Origin of the sequence: Actinophytocola sp. (assembly GCF_045807065.1) — a bacterium.
In the GTDB taxonomy this organism is placed as follows: domain Bacteria; phylum Actinomycetota; class Actinomycetes; order Mycobacteriales; family Pseudonocardiaceae; genus Actinophytocola.
Genome location: NZ_JBJMIE010000784.1, coordinates 1 through 19,663, shown reverse-complemented (window position 1 = coordinate 19,663; position 19,663 = coordinate 1). Strand labels below are relative to the sequence as shown.

The following is a 19,663-nucleotide window of genomic DNA, read 5'->3' as shown; positions in this document are numbered from 1 at the left end:
CATGTCTGGTATTCGGGGGATCGCCAAACGCCTGTCCTGGGGACTCGGCGACCAGGCGATGTCCAGCCTGTCGAACTTCCTCATCGGCCTCGTGGTCGCGCGGGAGCTGGGTGCGGCCGGGTTCGGTGTGTTCAGCCTCGCGTGGGTCACCTACGGCGTGGTGCTCAACGTCGCCCGCGGGCTGGCCACCGATCCGCTGGTCGTCCGGTACTCCGGCGCGTCCACGGCGGACTGGCGAGCCGCCACCTCCCGCGCCGCCGGCACCGCGATCGTGGTCGGCGTCGCGTTCGGCGTGCTGTCGGCGGTGGCCGGGCTGGTCATGGGCGGCACGCTCGGCGGCGCATTCGTCGCGCTCGCCATCAGCGCACCCGGCCTGCTCCTCCAGGACGCCTGGCGGTTCGCGTTCTTCGCGGCCGGCCAGGGGCACAAGGCGTTCCTCAACGACACCGTGTGGACCGTCGCCATGGTCCCGCTGCTGTTCCTGGTCTCGCTCCACGGCACCGTCTGGGGTTACGTGCTGGCGTGGGGTGGCGCGGGGCTGTTCGCCGCCGGGTACGGCTGGTTCCAGTGCGGGGTCGCGCCGCACTTCCGGGGGGTGCGGGACTGGCTGCGCCAGCACCGCGACCTCGGCTCGCGCTACATGGTCGAGAACGTCAGCAACAGCGGCGCCGCACAGCTGCGGATGTACGGGCTCGGCGCCATCGCCGGGCTCGCGGACGTGGGTGCCGTCCGGGGTGCCGAGCTGCTGCTCGGCCCGTTCCTCGCGCTGCTCATGGGCGTGAGCCTGTTCGCGGTGCCGGAGGCGGCGCGGGTCCTGCGCCGCGCACCGCACCGACTCGGCAAGTTCTGCCTGCTCCTGGGCGGCGCGCAGGGGGCCGCGGCCGCCTCGTGGGGGCTCGTGCTGCTGTTCGTGGTGCCCGACTCACTCGGCCGGCTCCTCCTCGACGAGGTGTGGGCACCGGCGTCACACCTGATCCTGCCCGTGACCCTGTCGGTCACGGCCGCCGGCGTCGTGGCCGGCGCGACGGCCGGGCTGCGTGCGTTGGGCGCGGCACGGCGAAGCCTGCGGGTCCAGCTGGTCGTGTCCGCCGGCTACCTCGGGTTCGGCCTCGCCGGTGCGGCGCTGGGCGGCGCGGTCGGCATGAGCTGGGGGTCCACGACCGCCATGTGGCTGGGGGCCGGCCTGTGGTGGTGGCAGCTCCGCGCGGCGTTGCGCGACCACCTGCCCGTCTCCGAACCAGAACTCGTGGAAGTGAGTGCACGATGAAACCCCGACTCACCATCGGCCTGCCGGTCTACAACGGCGAGGAGTACCTGGCGGAGTCACTCGACGCGCTGCTCGGTCAGTCCTACGAGGACTACGAGCTGATCATCACCGACAACGCGTCGACCGACGGCACGCCGGCCATCTGCAAGCGGTACGTGGCCATGGACTCCCGCGTCAGCTACCACCGCCTGCCGAAGAACATCGGCGCCGCGGGCAACCACAACCACGTGTTCACCCGCGCGCGCGGCGAGCTGTTCAAGTGGGCCTCCCACGACGACCTCTACGGCCGCACGCTGCTCGAACGCTGCGTCGAGGCACTGGACGAGCGCCCGGACCACGTCCTCGCGCACTCCTACAACGCCACGATCGACAGCCGCGGCAAGATCATCGAGCCGTACGACTACCGCATCCCGACCGATTCGCCGTCCGCGGCGGAACGCTTCCGCGGTCTGCTGCACGCCACGGGCGGCGACGACTTCTACGGCGTCATCCGGTCCGCCGCCCTGCGCAACGTGCGGCCCCACGACAGCTACCACCACGCGGACCGGACGTTCGTGATGGACCTGGCCATGCAGGGCCGCTTCCACCAGGTGCCGGAGCTGCTGTACTTCCGCCGCGACCACGAGACCCGCGCCGAGCGGGCCAACCCGAGCGTGCGCAGCCGCTGCGCGAACCTCGACCCGAAGCGCGGCACGGGCTTCAACCCGACGGCCCGGCTGCTCGCCGAGTACGCCTGGGGTTACGTCGACCTGATCAACCGCGCCCCGATCAGCCGGACGGAGAAGGCGAAGTGCTACCGGCACCTCGCCGAGTACCTGGGCAGCCGCGCGACCCGCCGCGTGGTCAGCGCCGACAGCCGCCCGGCGGTCGCGCCGAAGGAACAGGTCCTGTCCATCGACGGGATCGTCCCGGGCCGGCGGGTGCGGTCATGAGCGGAGCGTTCCGGCGCCGCGGAGCGGGCGAGGGGGCGTCATGAAGGTCGGGCTCTTCGGGCTGCTCGGCACCGGCAACCTCGGCAACGACGGCTCGCTGACCGCCGTGCTCGCCCACCTGCGCGAAGAGTACCCGCGGGCACGCGTCGAGGTGTTCTGCTCCGGTCCGGAGGAAGTCACCGCGCGCCATCACGTCCACGCCGTCCCCATGAACTGGAACCGCGACGAGTACGCCACCGCGTCCCGGCTCTCCTCGATCGTCCGGAAAGGACTCGGCAAGGTCGTCGACGCGTTCCGCACGGCCAACTGGGTGCGCAGGCAGGACGTCGTGATCGTGCCCGGCATGGGGGTGCTGGAGACCACGCTGCCGCTGCGGCCCTGGGGCTGGCCGTACTCGCTGTTCCTGATGTCGCTGTCCGGCAAGCTGTTCCGCACGAAGGTCGTGTTCCTCGCGGTCGGCGCGGGCAAGGTGGCCGACCGGGCCAACCGCACGCTGCTGGTCGGCGCGGCCCGCCTCGCCCACTACCGGTCCTATCGCGACGAGATCTCCCGGGACGCGTTGACCGCCATGGGCCTCGACACCGCCGACGACCCGGTGCACACCGACCTCGCGTTCGCCCTGCCCAACCCGCACCCCCCGGTGGACCACGGGGTCGTGGGCGTCGGCGTGATGGACTACCACGGCAGCAACTCCGACCGGGCGCGTGCGGCGGAGATCCACCGCGCCTACGTGACCGGCATGACCGAGTTCGTGCGGCGGCTCGTCGAGGACGGTCGCACGGTCCGGCTGTTCGTCGGCGACCAGGTCGACGAGCGGGTGGCGCGGAAGATCATCGACACGATCGGCGCCGCGGCCGTCTCGGTCGTCCAGACCTCCACTCTGGACGAGCTGCTGCACGAGATGGCCCGGGTGGAGACGATCGTGGCGTCCAGGTACCACAACGTGCTGGTCGCGGTGAAGCTCGGCAAGCCGACCGTCGGGGTCGGCTACGCGGCCAAGAGCGACGCGCTGATGGCCGGGATGGGCCTCGCCGAGTTCTGCCAGTCCATGCGTGACCTCGACGTCGACCGGCTGGTCAAGCAGTTCACGGTCCTCGAGGAACGCGCGTCCGAGGTGCGGTCCGTGCTCACCCGCCGCAACGCCGAGATGACCAGACGTGTCACGCGGCAGCTGGCCGAGCTGTCCGCCATCCTTCGAGGGGACCGCTGATATGAAGGCCATACCACTGCCCGAGATCGAGGGCGCCTTCCTGTTCGAACCAACGCCCCATGTGGACGATCGCGGGTTCTTCAGCCGCACGTTCGACAAGGAGGTCGTGCGGTCCGTCGGGATCGATCCGGACGCGTTCGTGCAGGACAGCGTCTCGCGCTCGGCCTTCGCGGTGCTGCGTGGCATGCACCTGCGGACCGGCCGGGGCGAGGCCAAGATGGTGCGTTGCTCCTACGGCCGGGTGTTCGACGTGATCATCGACCTGCGACCAGGGTCACCCACCCATCTGAACCAGAAACATTTGGAGCTTTCGGACGATTCACAAGTGACGCTGTATGTGCCGGCGGGTTGCGCGCACGGATTCCAGTCGCTGACCAGCCCCGCAGACGTGTCGTACCGGATCGACCGGGCACACGACCCGGCCGAGGACGTGACGATCGCGTTCGACGACCCGGAACTGGCCATCCCGTGGCCCTTTCCACCGCTGCTGATGTCCGAAAGGGACAGAGCGGCACCGTCGCTCGCGGTGGCGCTGGGAAGGACCTAGGGACTTGGAATTCACCGCCTCCAACGAGGTGAACAAGCAACTCCACGACATGGTGCCCGGCGGGGCGCACACCTATGCCAAGGGTGATGACCAGTACCCGGCCGGTATGGCCCCGATCATCGAGCGCGGCCAGGGCGCGCACGTCTGGGACGTGGACGGCAACGAGTACGTCGAGTACGGCTCGGGACTGCGGGCGGTGAGCCTCGGGCACGCGCACCCGCGTATCGTCGAGGCCGTGTCCAGGCAGCTCGAGCTGGGCAGCAACTTCGTGCGACCCAGCGTGATCGAGATGGAGGCGGCGGCGAAGTTCCTCGCCACCGTGCCGACGGCCGAGATGGTCAAGTTCGCGAAGAACGGCTCGGACGCCACCACCGCCGCGATCCGGCTGGCCAGGGCGGCCACCGGCCGGCAGACCATCGCCCTCTGCAAGGACCAGCCCTTCTTCTCGACGGACGACTGGTTCATCGGCACCACCGCGATGTCCGCCGGGATCCCGCGACAGGACCTGGTGGTCACGTTCCCGTACGGCGACCTGGCGGCGGTCGAGGAGCTGTTCACCACGCACGACGTCGCGTGCGTCATGCTGGAGGCGGCCACGCACTCGGACCCGCCCCCCGGCTACCTCCAGGGCCTGCGTGACCTGTGCACGTCGCACGGCGTGGTCCTGGTCTTCGACGAGATGATCACCGGTTTCCGCTGGTCGGAGGCCGGCGCGCAGGGTGTCTACGGCGTGACCCCGGACCTGTCGACGTTCGGCAAGGCACTCGGCAACGGCTTCGCGGTGTCGGCGCTGGCCGGCCGGCGGGAGCTGATGGAGCTGGGCGGCCTGCGGGACCCGCGGGAGCGGGTGTTCCTGCTGTCGAGCACGCACGGCGCGGAGACCCACTCGCTGGCGGCGGCGATGGCCGTGATGGACACCTACGTCGAGGAAGGCATCGCCGAGCAGCTGCACGTGCTGGGCACGCGGCTCGCCGCCGGGGTGCGCGAGGCCGCGGAGTACGCGGGCGTCGGCGAGCACGTGGTGGTGCGTGGCCGGCCGAGCAACCTCGTGTTCGCCACGCTGGACGCCGAGGGCAACCCGTCGCAGGAGTACCGGACGCTGTTCCTGCGCCAGCTCATCGCGAGCGGCGTGCTCGGCCCGTCGTTCGTGGTGAGCAGCGCCCTGACGGACGCGGACATCGCGCAGACCGTGACGGCGGTGGCGAAGGTATGCGTGGTGTACCGCCAGGCCCTCGACGCCGGCGACCCGACCGCGTGGCTCGGCGGCCGCCCGGTCAAGCCGGTGTTCCGCCGCTTCTCCTAGCCGACAGCCGATCGAGTGCGGCGTCCACGACCCACGCCACGGCCGGCACGATCGCCAGCGCGGCACAGAAGCCGCCGAACGTGTCGGTCGGGTAGTGGGCGTTGAGGAGCACCTGCGCCCACGCCATCGCCGCCGCGGCGAGCACGGTGACCACGGCGGTCAGCCACAGCCGGCCGGCGGCCAGGGTGGCGACGAGGGCGAAGGCGGTCGCGGTGGCGGTGTGGCCACTGGGATAGGACAGGAACCCGTCGTTGATCGTGCGACCCACCAACGGTTTCATGCCGGTGGTGAGGGCTACCGCGGTCGCGGTGCCGGCTACGGCCAGCACCGCGGCGCGCCGGTTCCCCTTGCGCAGGAACACGAGCACGAAGATCGCCAGCACGACCGTGTACCCCACGGGTTCGCCGGTCCAGTCGATGACGAGCGCGATCTGGTGCCACGGCTGCTGAAGCGACCGGAGGTAGGCCCTGATGCCGACGTCGACCGGCGCGCCTTCGGACTGCCCGGCGAACAGGATCCCGAGTACCACGAGGGCGATGGCCGCGACTACGGACACGACGGCGAGCGGCGGCCCGAACCGACCGGGCAACGCACGCACGCGGCTGACTTCCGGATCGATCCGCACACCAGGGGAATCGTTCACCAGGTCACGTTTGTTTCGCTTTCTGGCGCTGCGGTAACGCACGGGTGAACTCGCCCGAATCCACAGTGGAGGGAAGGAACTCACCATGCGCCTTCGCACCGCGGACATCTCCGCGCGGACGATCGGCGGCGAGACGATCGTCCTGGACCTGCCGAGCTCCCAGTACTTCGCCGTCACCGGCATCGGCAGCCGGGTCTTCGAGCTGCTGACCGAGGAACGCACCCTGGACGACCTCGTCGCGACGATCCTCGCCGAGTACGACGCCGACGAGACAACCGTCCGCCGCGACGTCGAGGCGTTCGTCGACCGCCTGAGCCAAGCGAAACTGCTGGCCTGATGGGCCCACCGATGCCGTTCCGCCGCCGCGTGCGTTTCACGTTCGAGCTGGCACGCGCCCTGTACTGGCTGACCAGGATCGAGCTCGGCCTGCGCCGCCACCCGCTGCCGATCATGTGCCGCAAGCTCGGCATCGAGTGCGACCTCCGCAGCGCCGCCGAACCCGCCGCCGTCCCGGTGGTGCTGCCCCGGCGCACTCGCACGGGTGTCCTGGCGTGCGGCTACGCGGTGGCCCGCTGGCCGTTCGGCAACACCTGCCTGCGCCGCTGCCTGGTGCTCGGCTGCCGGCTGCGCACGCTGGACCCGGTGCTGCGCATAGGAGTCCGCCGCGACGGCGAGCTGGTCGTGCACTCCTGGCTGGAGATCGGCGGCCGCACCCTCGACGCGACGTCCGCCCAGTACGCGACGCTGGGGACCCTGTGATCTACGCCGCCCACGGCCTGCTGATCGACAGCGACGTGCCGCTCCCACTGCCCCCAGGCACAGCGGGCCGGCCGGACCTGGTCCTCTACCGCGCCGAGCCCCGCGAGGTCCCCCACGAACGCCCACCGGGCGACCGCCTGGCCGAGATAGCCCGCCCGGACCGGACGATCTTCTACACGCTGACCAGGTCCGACGGCGTGGTGCTGCGTTACCCGCGCCTCTGCGACTTCGTCGGGGACGAGAGGTTCGCCCACATCGCCGTGCACCCGCACCCCGGCGCCGACGAGGGCCTCCTGCCGGTGCTGATCGCGGGCGCCCTGCTGGCCATCCACCTGATGCTGCGCGACGGCCTGGTCCTGCACGCGAGCGCGGTCCAGGCCGGCGCCGAGGCGGTGGCGTTCGTGGGCCGGTCGGGCATGGGCAAGTCGACCCTGGCCACGGCGTTGAGCGCCGAGGGCTACCCCCTGGTCACGGACGACCTCCTACGCGTCGACCGGGAGTTGCTGGCCTACCCGGGCGCGACAGAGACCCGGCTGCGTCCCAGTGCCCGCGCGCTGGCCGACGGCGCCGGCTACGAGACCGCGGACGGCCGCCTGGCGGTGCGCCCGCGCTCGCTGGTGTCGTGCCCGCTGCCGCTGGCGGCGTGCGTGATCCCGCAACCGAGCCGGGACGTGACCGAGGTGTCCACCCGCCGCCTCCGCCCGGTGGAGGCGCTGGTCCGGCTCAGCAGCTACCCCCGCGTCCTCGGCTGGACGGATCCGACGACGATGGCAACGACGTTCCAGCTGCTGGGGGACCTGGTGGAACGCGTCCCCGTCATCGAGGCGACCATCCCGTGGGGCCCACCCTTCACTACGGGGATCAACCGGCTGGTCGACGAGGTCGTCTCGAACTGAGCCGCAGGTGTCATACCAGCTTGTGGTCCTGATACAGCACTCCGAGCGCCGCACGTCGGTCAGCTCGGCAGTGCCTGGGCCCCCCGGTCCCCGCGGCACCGGCGCGTCCATCCGGATGCCCGGCATCCTCTCAGCGGTACGCCGCCGACTGCAGCCGGTAGAGCTCCGCGTACTGGCCCGCCGCGGCCATCAGCTCGTCGTGCGTGCCGCACTCCACGACTCGCCCGCCGTCCAGCACGTAGATCCGGTCGGCCATCCGCGTGCTCGAGAACCGGTGCGAGATGAGCAGTGCCGCCCGTCCGCCGAGCGTCGCCCGGACGTTCGTGAACAGCTCGTGTTCCGCCCTCGGGTCGAGCGCCGCCGCCGGCTCGTCCAGCACGACCAGCGGGGTGTCCCGGTACAGCGCCCGCGCCAGCGCGACCCGCTGCCACTGCCCGCCCGACAGGTCGACGCCCTCGTCCAGGTCCCGGCCCAGCATCGTCTCCATGCCGTCCGGCAGCGACAGGACCGTCCGGTCCAGCCCCGCCGACGACGATGCCGCCGCCACGTCCCCGCTCGGGGCGCTGATGGCGATGTTCTCCCGCAACGTCATCTGGTACCGCACGAAGTCCTGGAAGATCACCGTCACCGAGGCTCGCACGTCCGCCGCCGGCACGGCCGCGCCGTCCCAGTGCCGCGAGCCCGCCGCCGGGTCGTACAGACCGGCCACCAGCTTCGCCAGCGTGGTCTTACCGGATCCGTTCTCGCCCACCAGCGCGACGACCTCGCCGGCACGGATCTGGAGGGACACGCCGTCGACCGCGGGTCGTGCGGCACCCGGGTAGCTGAACCGCGCGTCCCGCAACGACACCCCGGCGACCAGCGGCCGCCGGCGACCGGCCGGAACCCCGCGAGGTCCACTTGCGACGAAGCGGGCGAGATCCGCCAGGAACGGCGCGGACTCCAGCAACCCGCCGATCGAGCTGAACAACACGCCCAGCTGCCCGCTCAACAACCGCACGGCGATGGCCGCCGCGCCCGCCTCCGGCAGTCCGAGCCGACCGTCCCTGACCATGGCCACGATCGCCAGCAGGGCGCCCGTCAACGCCGCCGCCACACCGACGGTGGTCAGGCCGGCGATCAGCTGCCGGCGCCGGACCTGCTGCCGCAGCGCGACGTTCACGTCCCCGTTGAGCACCTCGTGCTTGGCGCGCAACGGCTCGAACGCGTCGAACGCCCGCACCTCCGCCGCGTACGGCCGCAGCGTCAGCAGCTCCCGGAGGTAGTGCCGCCGCCGGAACAACGCCGTCAGCCGGTGCGCGAACGCGAACTCGGTCCGGCTCGCCCACCGCGACAGCAGGACCGTCGGCACTCCCGCCGCCAGCAACAGCGGCAGCAGCAACGGCTCGACGGCCACCAGCACCACGGACATCGCGCCGACGCCGACCAGACTGCCCAGCATGCCCAGCAGCGCGGCGGTGACGGCGAACGGGCGCTCCAGCGCGTGCTGCCGCACCCGTTCCAGCGCGGTCGCGAAGCCCGTCGACTCGTAGGTCACGAGATCGGCCCGCGAGGTGGTGTCGAGCAACCGGTCCCACACGCGCTGTGACACCCGCTCGCCGAGGATCCGGTTCTGCTGTGTCTGGAGTGGACCGACGGACCCGGACACCGCCGTCGCGAGTGCGAGCAGCAGGAGCGAGACGGTGAGGCCGTCGTGGTCCGGGGACAGCAACGCGTCGAACACGAACTTTCCGGACGCCACCACGCCGAGTGCCGCCACGGCACCGAGTAGCTGGTACAGCGCGGCCAGCACGGTGCCGGCACGGTCCGCGCGCCACACCTCCCGTGCCGCGGCCGCGATCAACCGCGGAGTTCTGGCCAACTGTCGCATGTGTATTACGTCCAGCTACACACAGTCTTTGTTACAGCCATTTGGTAATGATCCGGACCGGACGGCGACACACGGGGTACACCCCAGGAGGGAGGTGAGACATGCGCCGTCCTTACGAAGCCCCGGAGATCATCGAGCTCGGCACACTGCTGGACCTGACCCAGGCCACCCTGTTCGGCAAGTCCAGCGACCAACTGACGTGGGTTCTGCCGATCCTCGGCGACCGCGACCACTACTCGTGAGCCGCGGAACAACTCCGTGACCATCGCGCGCCAAGGAGTCCGCGTGGGACTGTACACAATGGAACCGCTGGAGATCGCCGGCGGTTGGGTGAACGGCTACGACCCGGTTCCGCTGCCCCCGGATCCACATGAGTCGCCACGCCGCGTGCTCGACCGCCTGCTACTGGCACATCTCGACAACGCGCCGTGCCTGGTAGCGTTCTCCGGCGGCCGTGACTCGTCGGTCCTGCTCGCAGTCGCGGCCTCCTTGGCGCGCCGTGAAGGCCTACCCCTCCCGGTGCCGATCACACTGTCCTATCCGGACGCTCCCGATGCCGAGGAGTCCCGGTGGCAGGACGCGGTACTTGCGCACCTGGATATCACCGACCGCATAGTCCTGACCGTCCACGACGAACACGACCCGCTGGGCCCGGTCGCCACCCGGGTGCTGCGCCAGCACGGCCTGATCTGGCCCCCGAACTTCGCCCCGACGGTCCGCCTGCTGGCCATGGCTCGCGGCGGCAGCCTGCTGACCGGCGAGGGCGGCGACGAGACGTTCGGCCTCAAGCGCGTCACCCCGTTGACGAAACTGGTGAAGAGCAAGGGCCTGGTGCCACCGGCCGTCTACGCGGACGCGCTCGCCGCACTGACACCGGCGTCCCTCCGCCGGCGCGCCGCCCTGCGCGGCCGCTACCGAAGGCCGTGGCTACACCCGGAAGTGGAAGCCGAGCTGGCCCGACGCGACGCCGCCGACAGCGCGGCCTTCGCACTGAACGCCGCCCGCAACACGTGGCAGTTCTCGACCCGCCGCTGCGCCCGCATCGCCTACGAGACCGTGCGCGTCCTGGGTGCCGAGCTGAACGTGCGGTACATCCAGGCGTTCGCCGAACCGTCCCTGGTGACGTCGGTGGCCGCGACGGGCGGCAGGTTCGGCTGGACCGGCCGCGCAGCCACCATGCGCGCCCTGTTCGGCGACCTGCTCCCCCGAGAGGTCCTGGAACGCCGCACGAAGGCCCTCTTCGCGAACGCCGTCTTCACCCGCTACACCAAGGAGTTCGCCCGCACCTGGAACGGCTCCGGAGTGGACACCGACCTGGTGAACCCGACAGTCCTCCGCGACATCTGGCTCTCCGACGACCCGCACGCCCCGTCGATGACGCTCCTGCAACAGGCCTGGCTCGCCCGCTACGCCTAGCGGGACGCCAGGTCCCGCAGGGTGGCGGAGATGTCCTCGGCCTGCGAGGTGCCGAGGGTACTGTGGATCTCGAACGCCATCTGCCAGTGCGCGCGAGCGTTGTCGAGATCACCGAGCTCGGTGTAGGCACGCGCGGTTCCTTCATACGCTCGGGCCTGGTCGTACCTGTCGTCGATCGCGACCGCACGGTCGAGGGCCTGCTGGTGCCGCTCGATCGCCTGCCGGGGCGACCCCGCGAGCCGCAGCGTCGTGCCGAAGTCGTTCAGCGTCTCCGCCTCGTGCTGCCGGTCACCGATGACCCGGAGGATGGCGAGCACACGCTGGTGGTGTTCAAGCGCTTCGGCATGCCGCCCCAGCTGGCTGCACGTCACACCGAGGTTCCCCCGGACGCCCGCTTCGCCGTGGGGGTCCTCGAACTCCTGGTACAGCGCGAGCGCACGGTGCTGGAAGTCGAACGACTCCGGGTACTTCCCGAGTCGCTGGTAGATGAGGCCGAAGTTCTCCAGTGCGATCGCCTCAAGGTAGCGGTCGTCGATCGCGCGCATGATGTCCAGCGCCTGGTTGTTGAACTCGATGGCCTCGAGCTGCTGACCCAACCGGGAGTACACGACGGCGAGGTCGCCGAGTGCGCGTGCTTCGTCCCGGCGACTCTCACTCTCGTGGAGCAGTTGGGCGGCGTGGTGGAGGTGCTCGAGCGCCTCCTGCGGGCGCCCGCTGCGGAACAGCACCCAGCCGTAGTTGACCAGTCCCGGCCGGGTGCCGTCGGCGTCGCTGGTGTCGCACGCCGCGCGATGCAGCAGTGCGGCCTCCGCCCAGTGGGCGCCGATACTGAGGTACCGGCAGAGAATGGCCGACAGTTGGCTGGTGTACGTCGGCCACCCGTTGGTCGCGGCGTGCAGACCTGCCGCGACGAGGTTGGCCCGTTCGGCGTCCAGCCACGCGAGGGCGGACTCGCGAGAGTCGATCGCCGGGAGTTCGGCCGTCTGCTCGGGGAGCGTCGGCCGGAACCGCTCGTAGGGTGCGAAACTCGCCATCGCGTGCGCGGCGGCGTTGACGTAGTAGCCGAACAGACGGGTCAGCGCGGCGTCGAGGTCATCGGGCTGTTCCTCGGCCTGCTGCTTGGCGTACACGCGAAGCAGGTCGTGCATGGCGAAGCGGCCGTCAGCGATCTCGTCGACGAGGTGCGCGCGGCACAGGCCCGAGACCAGGTGCCGCGCCTCGCGGAGATCGACGCCGGCGAGCGCGGCCAGCGCGTACAGGTCGACGTCCCGGCTGGGCAGGGCGCCGAGCAGGCGGAACAGTCTGGCCATCGGGACAGGCAGTTGGCGACAGGACCAGGAGAACACCGTGCGGACCGAGCTGTGCGGCTCGCCGCTGTCGAGCAGGTCGAGCCGGTGGCGCTCGTCCGCGAGCTCGGCGACCAGCACCGCGAGGGTGACCGTCGGCCGGGTAACCGTGCGTTGCGCCGCCACCCGCAGAGCGAGCGGCAGCCGGGCGCAGCGATCGGCCAACGCGTCCGCCGCGGCCGGCGCCGTGACGGCCCGGTCGCCGATGTGCGCCTGCAACAGTGCCTGCGCGTCGGCCTGGGAAAGGGGAGTCACGTCGACGGTGTGTCCGCCGTGCCGGACCGCGAGCCCGGCCAGGCTGTCACGGCTGGTGACCAGCACGAAACCGCTCGGGGCGCCGGGCAGCAGGTCGCGGATCTGGTCGACGTCCAACGCGTTGTCGAGCAGGAGCAGCATCCGGTGGTCGGCGACCAGCGTCCGGAACAGCCGTGCCCGGTCGTCCTGGGTCGGTGGGATCTCCGCGCCGCTCATGCCAAGGCTCCTGAGCAGGGCCGCGAGCGCCTCGGTAGGTGGCATCGGGCGGTCGGGGTCGTAACCGCGCAGGTTCAGGTACAGCTGACCATCCGGGAACCGGTCGGCCGACCGGTGCGCCCAGTGCACGGCGAGCGCGGTCTTGCCGACCCCTGCGGTGCCGGACAGCACGACGATGGCCGGCGCGGTCGGATGGTGGGCGGACAGCGTGTACAGGCGGTCCAGCTCCGCGAGCTGCGCGGACCGGCCGGTGAACCCGAACGTGTCCGGCGGTAGCTCGCGCGGACGGACGACGGCCGGTCGCGTGGCTCGCGTGTCGTTCGGGGCCGCGGCCCTGTCCTGCTCGGCGGCGGCCAACGCATCCGTCAACAGCCGAACGGTGCTGGGCCGCGGGCTCTTCGTCCGGCCGGTCTCGATGTCGCGAACCGTCCTGGCGTCGATACCCGCGCGTTCGGCGAGTTCCTCCTGGGTGAGCATGAGCTGGATACGTCGGAGTCGGAGCCGCTCATCGATGCGATCTGGCACCGCCACCGCGGTCCTTCCCCTATGACGTGCGCACGAAGCCGGATCTTCCGGTCAACTTCCGCTGTTTCTCCGTCACTGATCCTGGTCACCCGCGTGCAGATTATAGAAGCTGGAACCCAGAGGAGGGCAGCTCGCGACCGCCAGGGGGGAACCGTCGCGGGCTGCCCTTCTCACCTGACGCGGCCGCGCAGCGCCTCGCGGACGCCGAAGCTCCAGCGGGACAGGGCCGACGTGTGGCGGCCGGCGGTGTACCGCTTGTCGGGCAGCATCAACGCACGCAGGTAGGCCGCCTTGTCGCGCAACCCCAGTACCGGCAGTGTCGCGACCGCCTGTGCCGCGAACGTCTTGGTCGCGCGGGTGTGCAGCCCCAGCCATCGTTCCTCGCGGCGGGTGGGGACGTGTGCGGCCGCCCACTCCCGCAGTTCGCCGCGCACCGGCAGGCCCAGCAGCCGGGTCGAGTCGGCCACGGCCGCGGCCACCACCGCCTGCACGTCCCACTCCGTCGCCAGCGCGATGAGCCCCGGCTCGTCGGCCGGGTGCAGCTCCGCGACGTCCCGCAGGGAGCCCAGCCGCAGCGGCCAGTCACCCAGTGCCGCGTGGTAGCAGGCGTGCAGGAACCGGTGGGGCGCCGACAACGCGGTCAGCTCGTGGTCCCCGATCGTGAACGTCTCGCCACCGGCCCACAGGGCGTCGAGCCGCACGCGGAAGCCCCACGGGCCCAGCACGAACGTCCGGTGCAGGTCGATGTCGAAGCCCTTGCCGCGCAGGGTCGTGCCCTTGTCGAAGCGGCGGTCGAAGCCCGGCCGCGGCTCGGCGAGGGTGCGGCTGAACCCGCCGCCCCCGAGGACCGACACCGCCCGCTCGATGTCCCCGGGCCGGAACAGCAGGTCCAGGTCGATGAACGTCCGCAGCGCCGGGTCCGGGTAGTCGAGCCGCGCGTACGCACTGCCCTTCAGCACCCGCGTCTCGACACCGGCGTCGGCGAGCAGCGACGTGACCGACACCAGGTGCCGCTCCAGCGACAGCACCCGCAGCAACGCCAGCCGGTGCGCGGTCCGCACCTGCGTGCGTTGCTCGGCCGTCACCGGCAGCATCCCACCGTCCACAGCGGACCGGAGCAACCCGAGTACCCGGTTCGACTCGGCGCCGGACAGCAGCGCCTCCCAGGACGACGAGGGGAGCGGCGCAGCCGGGAAGGACCGGGAGGAGGGCAACCCGTGCCCGGCCACCGCGAGCAACGCGGCCGGGTACGCGGACTCACCGCACAGCTTGCGTGCCATGCCGGGCCTCCCCGATGACCTGGCGGTAGTGCTTGACGAGGTTCGTCAGCCCGACCGCGCGCGTGAACTCCCGCTCGTACCGTTCCCGCGCCGCCCGCCCCAGCGAGCTGGGCGCCCGCACGACCCGGGCCAGTGCGTCCGCCAGCGACGCCTCGTCACCCGGCCTGTGCGTCAGCCCGGTCACGCCGTCGCTCACCAGCTCCGCGAGCGAGCTGTGGCCGGCCACCACGGAGGGCACCCCCGCGGACATGGCCTCGACCACGACGAGCCCGAACGTCTCCAGCCACTCCGACGGCACCACCACGGCCACCGACCGCGCCACCGCCGCGCGGCTCGCCGCGTTGTCGAGCCGGCCGACGAACCGGACGTTGTGCCGCGTCGCGACCCACCGGACGACCTCGTCCTCGAGCGGACCGGCGCCGGCGATCACCAGCGGCACCCCGATCCCGCCGCTCGCCGCGAGCCGGTCCCACGCGGCCATCAGCAGCCGCACGCCCTTCTCCTCGGCCAGCCGCCCCAGGTACAGCAGGTGCTCGCCCGTGCCGGTCCGGCGGTGCGCCGTGTCCTCGACGAAGTTGTACTTCACGGTCAGCTTCTCGGCCGGCATGCCGTTGGCCACCAGGGTCTGCCGCTGGGCGTCGGAGATGCACAGAAACCGCGACACCGTCTTCCACCACCGCCGCCGGTTGACCCGCAGGCTCACCGCCACCGGCACGCTCGCCACCGCCGACCCCCGGTAGCACCCGTGCCGCACCGCGGGCAGCGGCAGGCGGCCCACGCACGACGTGCACACCCCGCCGTCCCGGTACAGCGTCCCGGTCGGGCAGATCTGCGTGTAGTTGTGCAGCGTGGCCACCACCGGCACCCGCGCGTCCCGGCACGCGTCCAGAATGGACGGCGAGAGCATCGGGAACGTGTTGTGCACGTGCACCACGTCCGGCCGCTCGAGTCGCAGCCGCTCGGTGAACGCGGTCCGCGCGCGCGGGTTGAACGGCACCCCGAGCGGTACCAACGCCTTGCGCGGCACGGAGAAGCCGGCGATGTCGTCGCTGCGGCGCTCGAACAGGTCCACCTGGTGCCCCGCCTCGCGCAGCAGCGCCACCTCCTGCGCCACCACGTTGTTCTCGCCGCTCGGCTGCTCGGTGCGGTACCAGTTGTGCGCCACCAGCACACGCAGGCTATCGGTCATCGCGACGCTCCAGGTTTCACGTTCGCGACCAGCACCGCCGCGATGGTCAGGTTCAGCAGGTACGGGGACGCGTCGCCGAGCCCGGCCTCGGTGTAGGACGCGATGACGCTGTAGACGACCAGGAACAGCGTGGCGGCCCTGGTCAGCGAGCCCGGCCGCAGTACCGCGACGCACAGCAGCGTCAGCAGGTACCCGACCACGAGCGTGAGCCCGAGGTAGCCCTGCTCGTGGTACACCGCGAGCCAGCTGGAGTCGATGGGCAGGCCGCCGAACGACTTGTTGGACAGGCCGACGCCGAAGATCTGCTCGCTGAGCGTGCGCGGCCAGGCGAGCAGCGCGTTCCACACCTTCTCCCGGCCGGTCAGCTCGGTGAGGTCGGACTGCCCGCGCCGGAACCACGTCTGGATCGCCGCGCCGGCCAGCACAGCGCCGAGGCCGCCGACGATGATCGTCCAGGTGAACACCTTCCTGGCCCGTGCCGACGAGGTCGCGAGCGACAGCAGTGCCACGGCGAGCCCACCGGCCAGTCCGATCAGCGCGGTGCGGGTGTGGCTGAGCAGCAACAACGCCAGTGCCGGCCCGGCGACGACGAACACGCTCGTGCGCGAGGTGTGCCGGCCCAGCCACAACAGGATCGTCAGCCCCACGACCGTCGCCGCGTACTGCCCGACCTGCGGCGGCGTGAGCGGCCAGACCGCGCCGAGCAACCGGCCGCCGTACGTCTCGTTCAGCGCCGTGCCCGGCGCGACGAGCAGTCCGACGGCGACCGTGAACAGCACGCCGGTGAGGGCCTTGATGTGGATGCGGACGAACGTGACCCAGTCGTGCCACCACGGGGTGAGCAACCACAGCGTCAGCACGAACACCGCGAAGCGGGCGCAGCGGAACAACGCGCCGTACCCGGACTCCAGCCGCAGGCTGGACACCGTGCTGGCCACCGCGAGGAACGTGAGCAGCATCAGGTAGGCGCTCGGCCGCAGCCGCACGCGTGGGTTCAGCAGCAGCGCGAGCGGGAAGGCCGCGAAGACCGCACCCATGGTGACCAGTTGCAGCACCGACCGGGGCAGCGGGATGACCGTGTACGGGTGCTGCGTGCCCAGGGTGTCGATGACCAGCAGTGTCCACACCAGACCGAGCAGCCGGGGAGGCTTCGGCTGCTGGAGGAAGTCCGGGACGACCGGCCGCTCCGCCGCGACGCTCATGACGCCGCCTCCTCCGCTCCGCGACACCGGATCGCTCCGCAAGCTCCACTCATGCGATCAGCCGCCCTGCACGAAGGTGCTGTCCTGGTCCTGCGCGTACGGCGCCGACTGCCACTGCGGGGCGTGGAGCACGCCGCTCGCGTCCTTCGCCATGAAGGTCCACGGGCCGGAGTAGCGGTTGTCCCGCCAGGTGTTGTGCTGGGTGAACGTGATGGCCTGCTGCACCGCGTCCCCCTGGTACGGCGACCACTTCGGGTACGTGCCGTAGTTCGAGATGACCGCCATCCGCGCGCACAGGGCGCTGCAGCCGATCTTCCTGGTGTCGACGGAGAACGAGTTGTCGTGGATGTCGACGTTCTGGGTCTTCCACCGGCAGTCGTCGTAGAGCGGCTTCTTCGCGATCGCGGGTTGCGCGCACTGGTCCATCTCCGGCACCAGCAGCGTGCAGCCGCCCGAGGTGTTGGCCGCGCTGTTGCAGAACCGGTCCGAGTTCTCCCACAGGGTGATGCCGGACCAGTTGTCCTCCAACATGTTGCCGTAGACGTCGATCTTGGCGGTGCGGGCCGGGACCCGCGGCTCGCCGCCGGATTCGGACAGGTAGATCGTCGCGGACGGGAAGCTGTCGCCCCGTGTGGCGAACTTGCGTCCCTCCACGAGGTTGTTGCGGCGCAGGGTGTTCGCGCGGATCACCGCGTTGTAGCTGATCTCGTAGGTGATCGCCGGGCCGTCGTTGTCCTCGATGAGGTTGTCCTCGATGAGGAAGTCGTTGTTGTTCGTGTCCGCCCACAGGCCGGTGCCGCGGTTGTCGTGCACCCAGTTGTGCCGCACGTCGGCCTTGTTGACGGCCCAGAACTTCACCCCGCCCGTGCACCCGCAACCCTCCACCTTGGACTCCCAGTCACCGGTGTTGTTGCCGGTGATCTCGTTGTCCTCCACCACGAGGTTGGTCAGGTCGCCGTCCTTGTAGGCGTTGATGCCGTACTGGCCGTTGCCGCGCAGGCAGTTCCCGCGCACCTGCTGGTCGGAACCGGCCATCAGCGCGGCGCCGTCGTTGTTCTCGACGGTGTTGTCCTCGATCCGCCAGCCGTCACCGGAGTCGTGGTTGACCACGCCTTCGTCGCGGGGCGGGACGAAACCGCGGACGGTCAGGCCGCGCACGGTCACGTTCTTCGCCTCCGCGATGAACGCGTACTTGTTGGTCCGCTTGCCGTCCAGGATCGCGCCCGGCGCACCGAGGAAGATGTCGCCGTCCTTGGCCTTCACCGAGTCGTACTCACCGTCACCGAGCGTGTGCGTGCCCGGCGCCAGCCAGAACGTCGTGCCGGCCGGGTGTTCCTTGACCTTGTCGGCCAGGTCGCCGACGACACCCGGATCCACCTCGACGGCGCCTTGCGGTGGTTCGCCGGGTCCCGGCTTGGTGTGCCCGCACACGGCCGCGACGGTCCCTGTCGGCGCGATCGGCCCACCGGTCGAGACGGGCACGACCTCGCCGGTGCAGCCCCCGGCCACGAGCACCGCGGCCAGGACCAGTGCGCTGAAGGACGCCTTCCGCGCGCCGGGCGTGGGGAAGACGCCCTTCAGCGCTCGGGGTGCCGTCATGAGTCGTGGAACCGGAGGACCGTGACCAGCGCGGGCTGGCGCTGACCGCCGGCGAGACCAGCGCCCAGGAGCGTGGTGGCCGGTACCCGGTGGCCGAACTCGGTGGAGTACCAGCCCAGCGGCGGGTGCTCCTCGCCGCGGTGCGCGGTCCAGCTGAGCGCGGGCGGCAGCTCCAGCGACGCCGTGCGGTCGTGCCACGACAGCACCGCCGAGTGCCCGTCGAGCACCACGTCCACCTCGGGGCCGAGGTGGAACGCGAGCCGGCAGTCCCGCGCGACCGGCGCGCGGACCTCGTCCTGCAGCGTCACCTCGCGGCGGTCCCGGTCCAGGTGCACGGTCCTGCGGTGCGCGACCGCTTGCACAGCCGCTACCAGAGGCTGCTGCTCGACGAGTTCCAGGACACCGACCCCATCCAGGTCGAGCTCGCCGTCCTCATCGCATCGGCCGACGAGAAGGCCGGCGGCAAACCGTGGCATGAGATCGCCGTTGAGCCCGGCCGCCTCTTCTTCGTCGGCGACCCCAAGCAATCCATCTACCGCTTCCGCCGCGCCAACATCGCGACGTACCTCACGGCCCAAGATCTCCTGGGCGAAACAGTTGCCCTCACCACCAACTTCCGCACTGTCCCGCCCATCCTCAGCTGGATCAACACCGTCTTCGGAACCCTCATCCAACCCCAAGAAGCAGCCCAGCCTTCCTACCAGTCCCTGTCACCCCACCGCGCCAGCCCCATCCCCTCCGCCCTGGCCGCGAGTCCCGGCCCCTACGCCGACAGCATCCCGGCTGGTGAAAGCTCGCCACCCAGCCGGCCAGCTGCGCCCGCACGGCGGCATCGCTCCGAGCCCACCGTCGACCCCACGCCGGTCAAGGGCGACCAACTGTCGATGTTCGACGAACCAGCAGATGACCTCACCCTGTTCGACGCGCCGGCTGACGACCGCACGCCGTTAGACGAGCCTGCTGATGACCTCACGTTGCTCGCCGACGACGCGAAGGACTCCGCCGATTCACTCGGCGCGGGTGGCTCCGGTGGGCAGGTTGCTGACCTCGCGACCGTGTTGCCGTTCCGTCGGCGAGACCACGCGGCGTCTGCCGACGTACCGGCCGAGCCACCCACTGCGTCAGCCGAGGAACCAGCCGAGTCCGACGACCCGTCAGCCGGACCGGCGGTCACCATCCTCGGTGCGGAGATGCACAACGACCTTCCC

The 19,663-nt window shown here is 70.9% G+C and carries 19 protein-coding genes; 11 read left to right on the top strand and 8 right to left on the bottom strand.

What is annotated here, in order from left to right; genetic code table 11:
- Position 1: 1 nt before the first annotated feature.
- Genes ACJ73U_RS45575 through ACJ73U_RS45555 form a run of 5 tightly spaced genes read left to right on the top strand, consistent with a single transcriptional unit; the run spans position 2 to position 5,259 of the window.
- Positions 2-1,267: a hypothetical protein gene (locus tag ACJ73U_RS45575; protein ID WP_407784040.1), complete on the top strand. Its 1,266-nt coding sequence runs from the start codon at positions 2-4 to the stop codon at positions 1,265-1,267.
- Positions 1,264-2,199, top strand: a complete 936-nt coding sequence (locus ACJ73U_RS45570) for a glycosyltransferase family 2 protein (protein WP_407784039.1) — start codon at positions 1,264-1,266, stop codon at positions 2,197-2,199. The genes ACJ73U_RS45575 and ACJ73U_RS45570 overlap by 4 nt, the downstream gene beginning before the upstream one ends.
- Before the next feature lie 40 nt (positions 2,200-2,239).
- On the top strand, positions 2,240-3,409 hold the full coding sequence (locus ACJ73U_RS45565) for a polysaccharide pyruvyl transferase family protein (RefSeq protein WP_407784038.1): 1,170 nt from the start codon (positions 2,240-2,242) through the stop codon (positions 3,407-3,409).
- A gap of 1 nt (position 3,410) precedes the next feature.
- Positions 3,411-3,956 carry a dTDP-4-dehydrorhamnose 3,5-epimerase family protein gene (locus tag ACJ73U_RS45560; protein WP_407784037.1) on the top strand — a complete coding sequence of 182 codons (546 nt, stop codon included), beginning with the start codon at positions 3,411-3,413 and terminating at the stop codon, positions 3,954-3,956.
- A gap of 49 nt (positions 3,957-4,005) precedes the next feature.
- Entirely contained in the window at positions 4,006-5,259 is a 1,254-nt protein-coding gene (locus ACJ73U_RS45555) for a glutamate-1-semialdehyde 2,1-aminomutase (RefSeq protein WP_407784056.1), read from the top strand.
- Here the strand turns inward: ACJ73U_RS45555 and ACJ73U_RS45550 are convergent.
- Positions 5,231-5,902, bottom strand: a complete 672-nt coding sequence (locus ACJ73U_RS45550; RefSeq protein ID WP_407784036.1) for a phosphatase PAP2 family protein — start codon at positions 5,900-5,902, stop codon at positions 5,231-5,233. The genes ACJ73U_RS45555 and ACJ73U_RS45550 overlap by 29 nt on opposite strands.
- An 85-nt stretch (positions 5,903-5,987) precedes the next feature.
- Between ACJ73U_RS45550 and ACJ73U_RS45545 the strand changes: the two genes are divergently transcribed.
- The 3 genes from ACJ73U_RS45545 to ACJ73U_RS45535 are packed head-to-tail and all read left to right on the top strand — an operon-like array spanning position 5,988 to position 7,557.
- Positions 5,988-6,239, top strand: coding sequence for a PqqD family protein (locus ACJ73U_RS45545; RefSeq protein WP_407784035.1), 252 nt, complete (start codon positions 5,988-5,990; stop codon positions 6,237-6,239).
- A 29-nt stretch (positions 6,240-6,268) separates the two neighbouring features.
- The gene (locus ACJ73U_RS45540) at positions 6,269-6,661 is read left to right on the top strand and encodes a lasso peptide biosynthesis B2 protein (protein ID WP_407784034.1); all 393 of its coding nucleotides are present in this window, start codon (positions 6,269-6,271) and stop codon (positions 6,659-6,661) included.
- Positions 6,658-7,557 (top strand): hypothetical protein, encoded by a 900-nt coding sequence (locus ACJ73U_RS45535; RefSeq protein WP_407784033.1) that lies wholly within the window; start codon positions 6,658-6,660, stop codon positions 7,555-7,557. Before ACJ73U_RS45540 ends, ACJ73U_RS45535 begins: the two co-directional genes overlap by 4 nt.
- Positions 7,558-7,687: 130 nt before the next feature.
- Here ACJ73U_RS45535 and ACJ73U_RS45530 read toward each other — a convergent pair whose 3' ends face one another.
- Complete coding sequence (locus tag ACJ73U_RS45530; protein WP_407784032.1) at positions 7,688-9,427, bottom strand: ABC transporter ATP-binding protein; 1,740 nt, start codon at positions 9,425-9,427, stop codon at positions 7,688-7,690.
- A gap of 101 nt (positions 9,428-9,528) precedes the next feature.
- Here ACJ73U_RS45530 and ACJ73U_RS45525 point away from each other — a divergent pair, with 101 nt between their 5' ends.
- Both ACJ73U_RS45525 and ACJ73U_RS45520 read left to right on the top strand, forming a co-directional pair.
- Positions 9,529-9,669, top strand: coding sequence for a hypothetical protein (locus ACJ73U_RS45525; protein ID WP_407784031.1), 141 nt, complete (start codon positions 9,529-9,531; stop codon positions 9,667-9,669).
- Positions 9,670-9,712: 43 nt separating this feature from the next.
- A complete protein-coding gene (locus tag ACJ73U_RS45520; protein ID WP_407784030.1) occupies positions 9,713-10,843 on the top strand; it encodes an asparagine synthase-related protein in 1,131 nt (376 codons plus the stop codon).
- Here ACJ73U_RS45520 and ACJ73U_RS45515 read toward each other — a convergent pair.
- The 6 genes from ACJ73U_RS45515 to ACJ73U_RS45490 all read right to left on the bottom strand — a co-directional run bounded on the left by ACJ73U_RS45515 (position 10,840) and on the right by ACJ73U_RS45490 (position 18,817).
- Positions 10,840-13,185, bottom strand: coding sequence for an ATP-binding protein (locus ACJ73U_RS45515; RefSeq protein WP_407784029.1), 2,346 nt, complete (start codon positions 13,183-13,185; stop codon positions 10,840-10,842). The genes ACJ73U_RS45520 and ACJ73U_RS45515 overlap by 4 nt on opposite strands.
- 170 nt (positions 13,186-13,355) lie before the next feature.
- Positions 13,356-14,465 (bottom strand): nucleotidyltransferase family protein, encoded by a 1,110-nt coding sequence (locus ACJ73U_RS45510; protein ID WP_407784028.1) that lies wholly within the window; start codon positions 14,463-14,465, stop codon positions 13,356-13,358.
- Positions 14,443-15,642: a glycosyltransferase gene (locus tag ACJ73U_RS45505; protein WP_407784055.1), complete on the bottom strand. Its 1,200-nt coding sequence runs from the start codon at positions 15,640-15,642 to the stop codon at positions 14,443-14,445. The genes ACJ73U_RS45510 and ACJ73U_RS45505 overlap by 23 nt, the downstream gene beginning before the upstream one ends.
- 8 nt (positions 15,643-15,650) lie before the next feature.
- Positions 15,651-16,856 carry an O-antigen ligase domain-containing protein gene (locus ACJ73U_RS45500; protein ID WP_407784027.1) on the bottom strand — a complete coding sequence of 402 codons (1,206 nt, stop codon included), beginning with the start codon at positions 16,854-16,856 and terminating at the stop codon, positions 15,651-15,653.
- Positions 16,857-16,913: 57 nt separating this feature from the next.
- Positions 16,914-18,455: a right-handed parallel beta-helix repeat-containing protein gene (locus tag ACJ73U_RS45495; protein ID WP_407784026.1), complete on the bottom strand. Its 1,542-nt coding sequence runs from the start codon at positions 18,453-18,455 to the stop codon at positions 16,914-16,916.
- Positions 18,452-18,817 (bottom strand): heparinase II/III family protein, encoded by a 366-nt coding sequence (locus ACJ73U_RS45490; RefSeq protein ID WP_407784025.1) that lies wholly within the window; start codon positions 18,815-18,817, stop codon positions 18,452-18,454. The genes ACJ73U_RS45495 and ACJ73U_RS45490 overlap by 4 nt, the downstream gene beginning before the upstream one ends.
- On the opposite strand from ACJ73U_RS45490, the gene ACJ73U_RS45485 reads away from it, so the two are divergent.
- A partial coding sequence (locus ACJ73U_RS45485; RefSeq protein ID WP_407784024.1) for a UvrD-helicase domain-containing protein occupies positions 18,800-19,663 on the top strand: 864 nt, incomplete at its 3' end. The two genes, ACJ73U_RS45490 and ACJ73U_RS45485, sit on opposite strands and share 18 nt — an antisense overlap.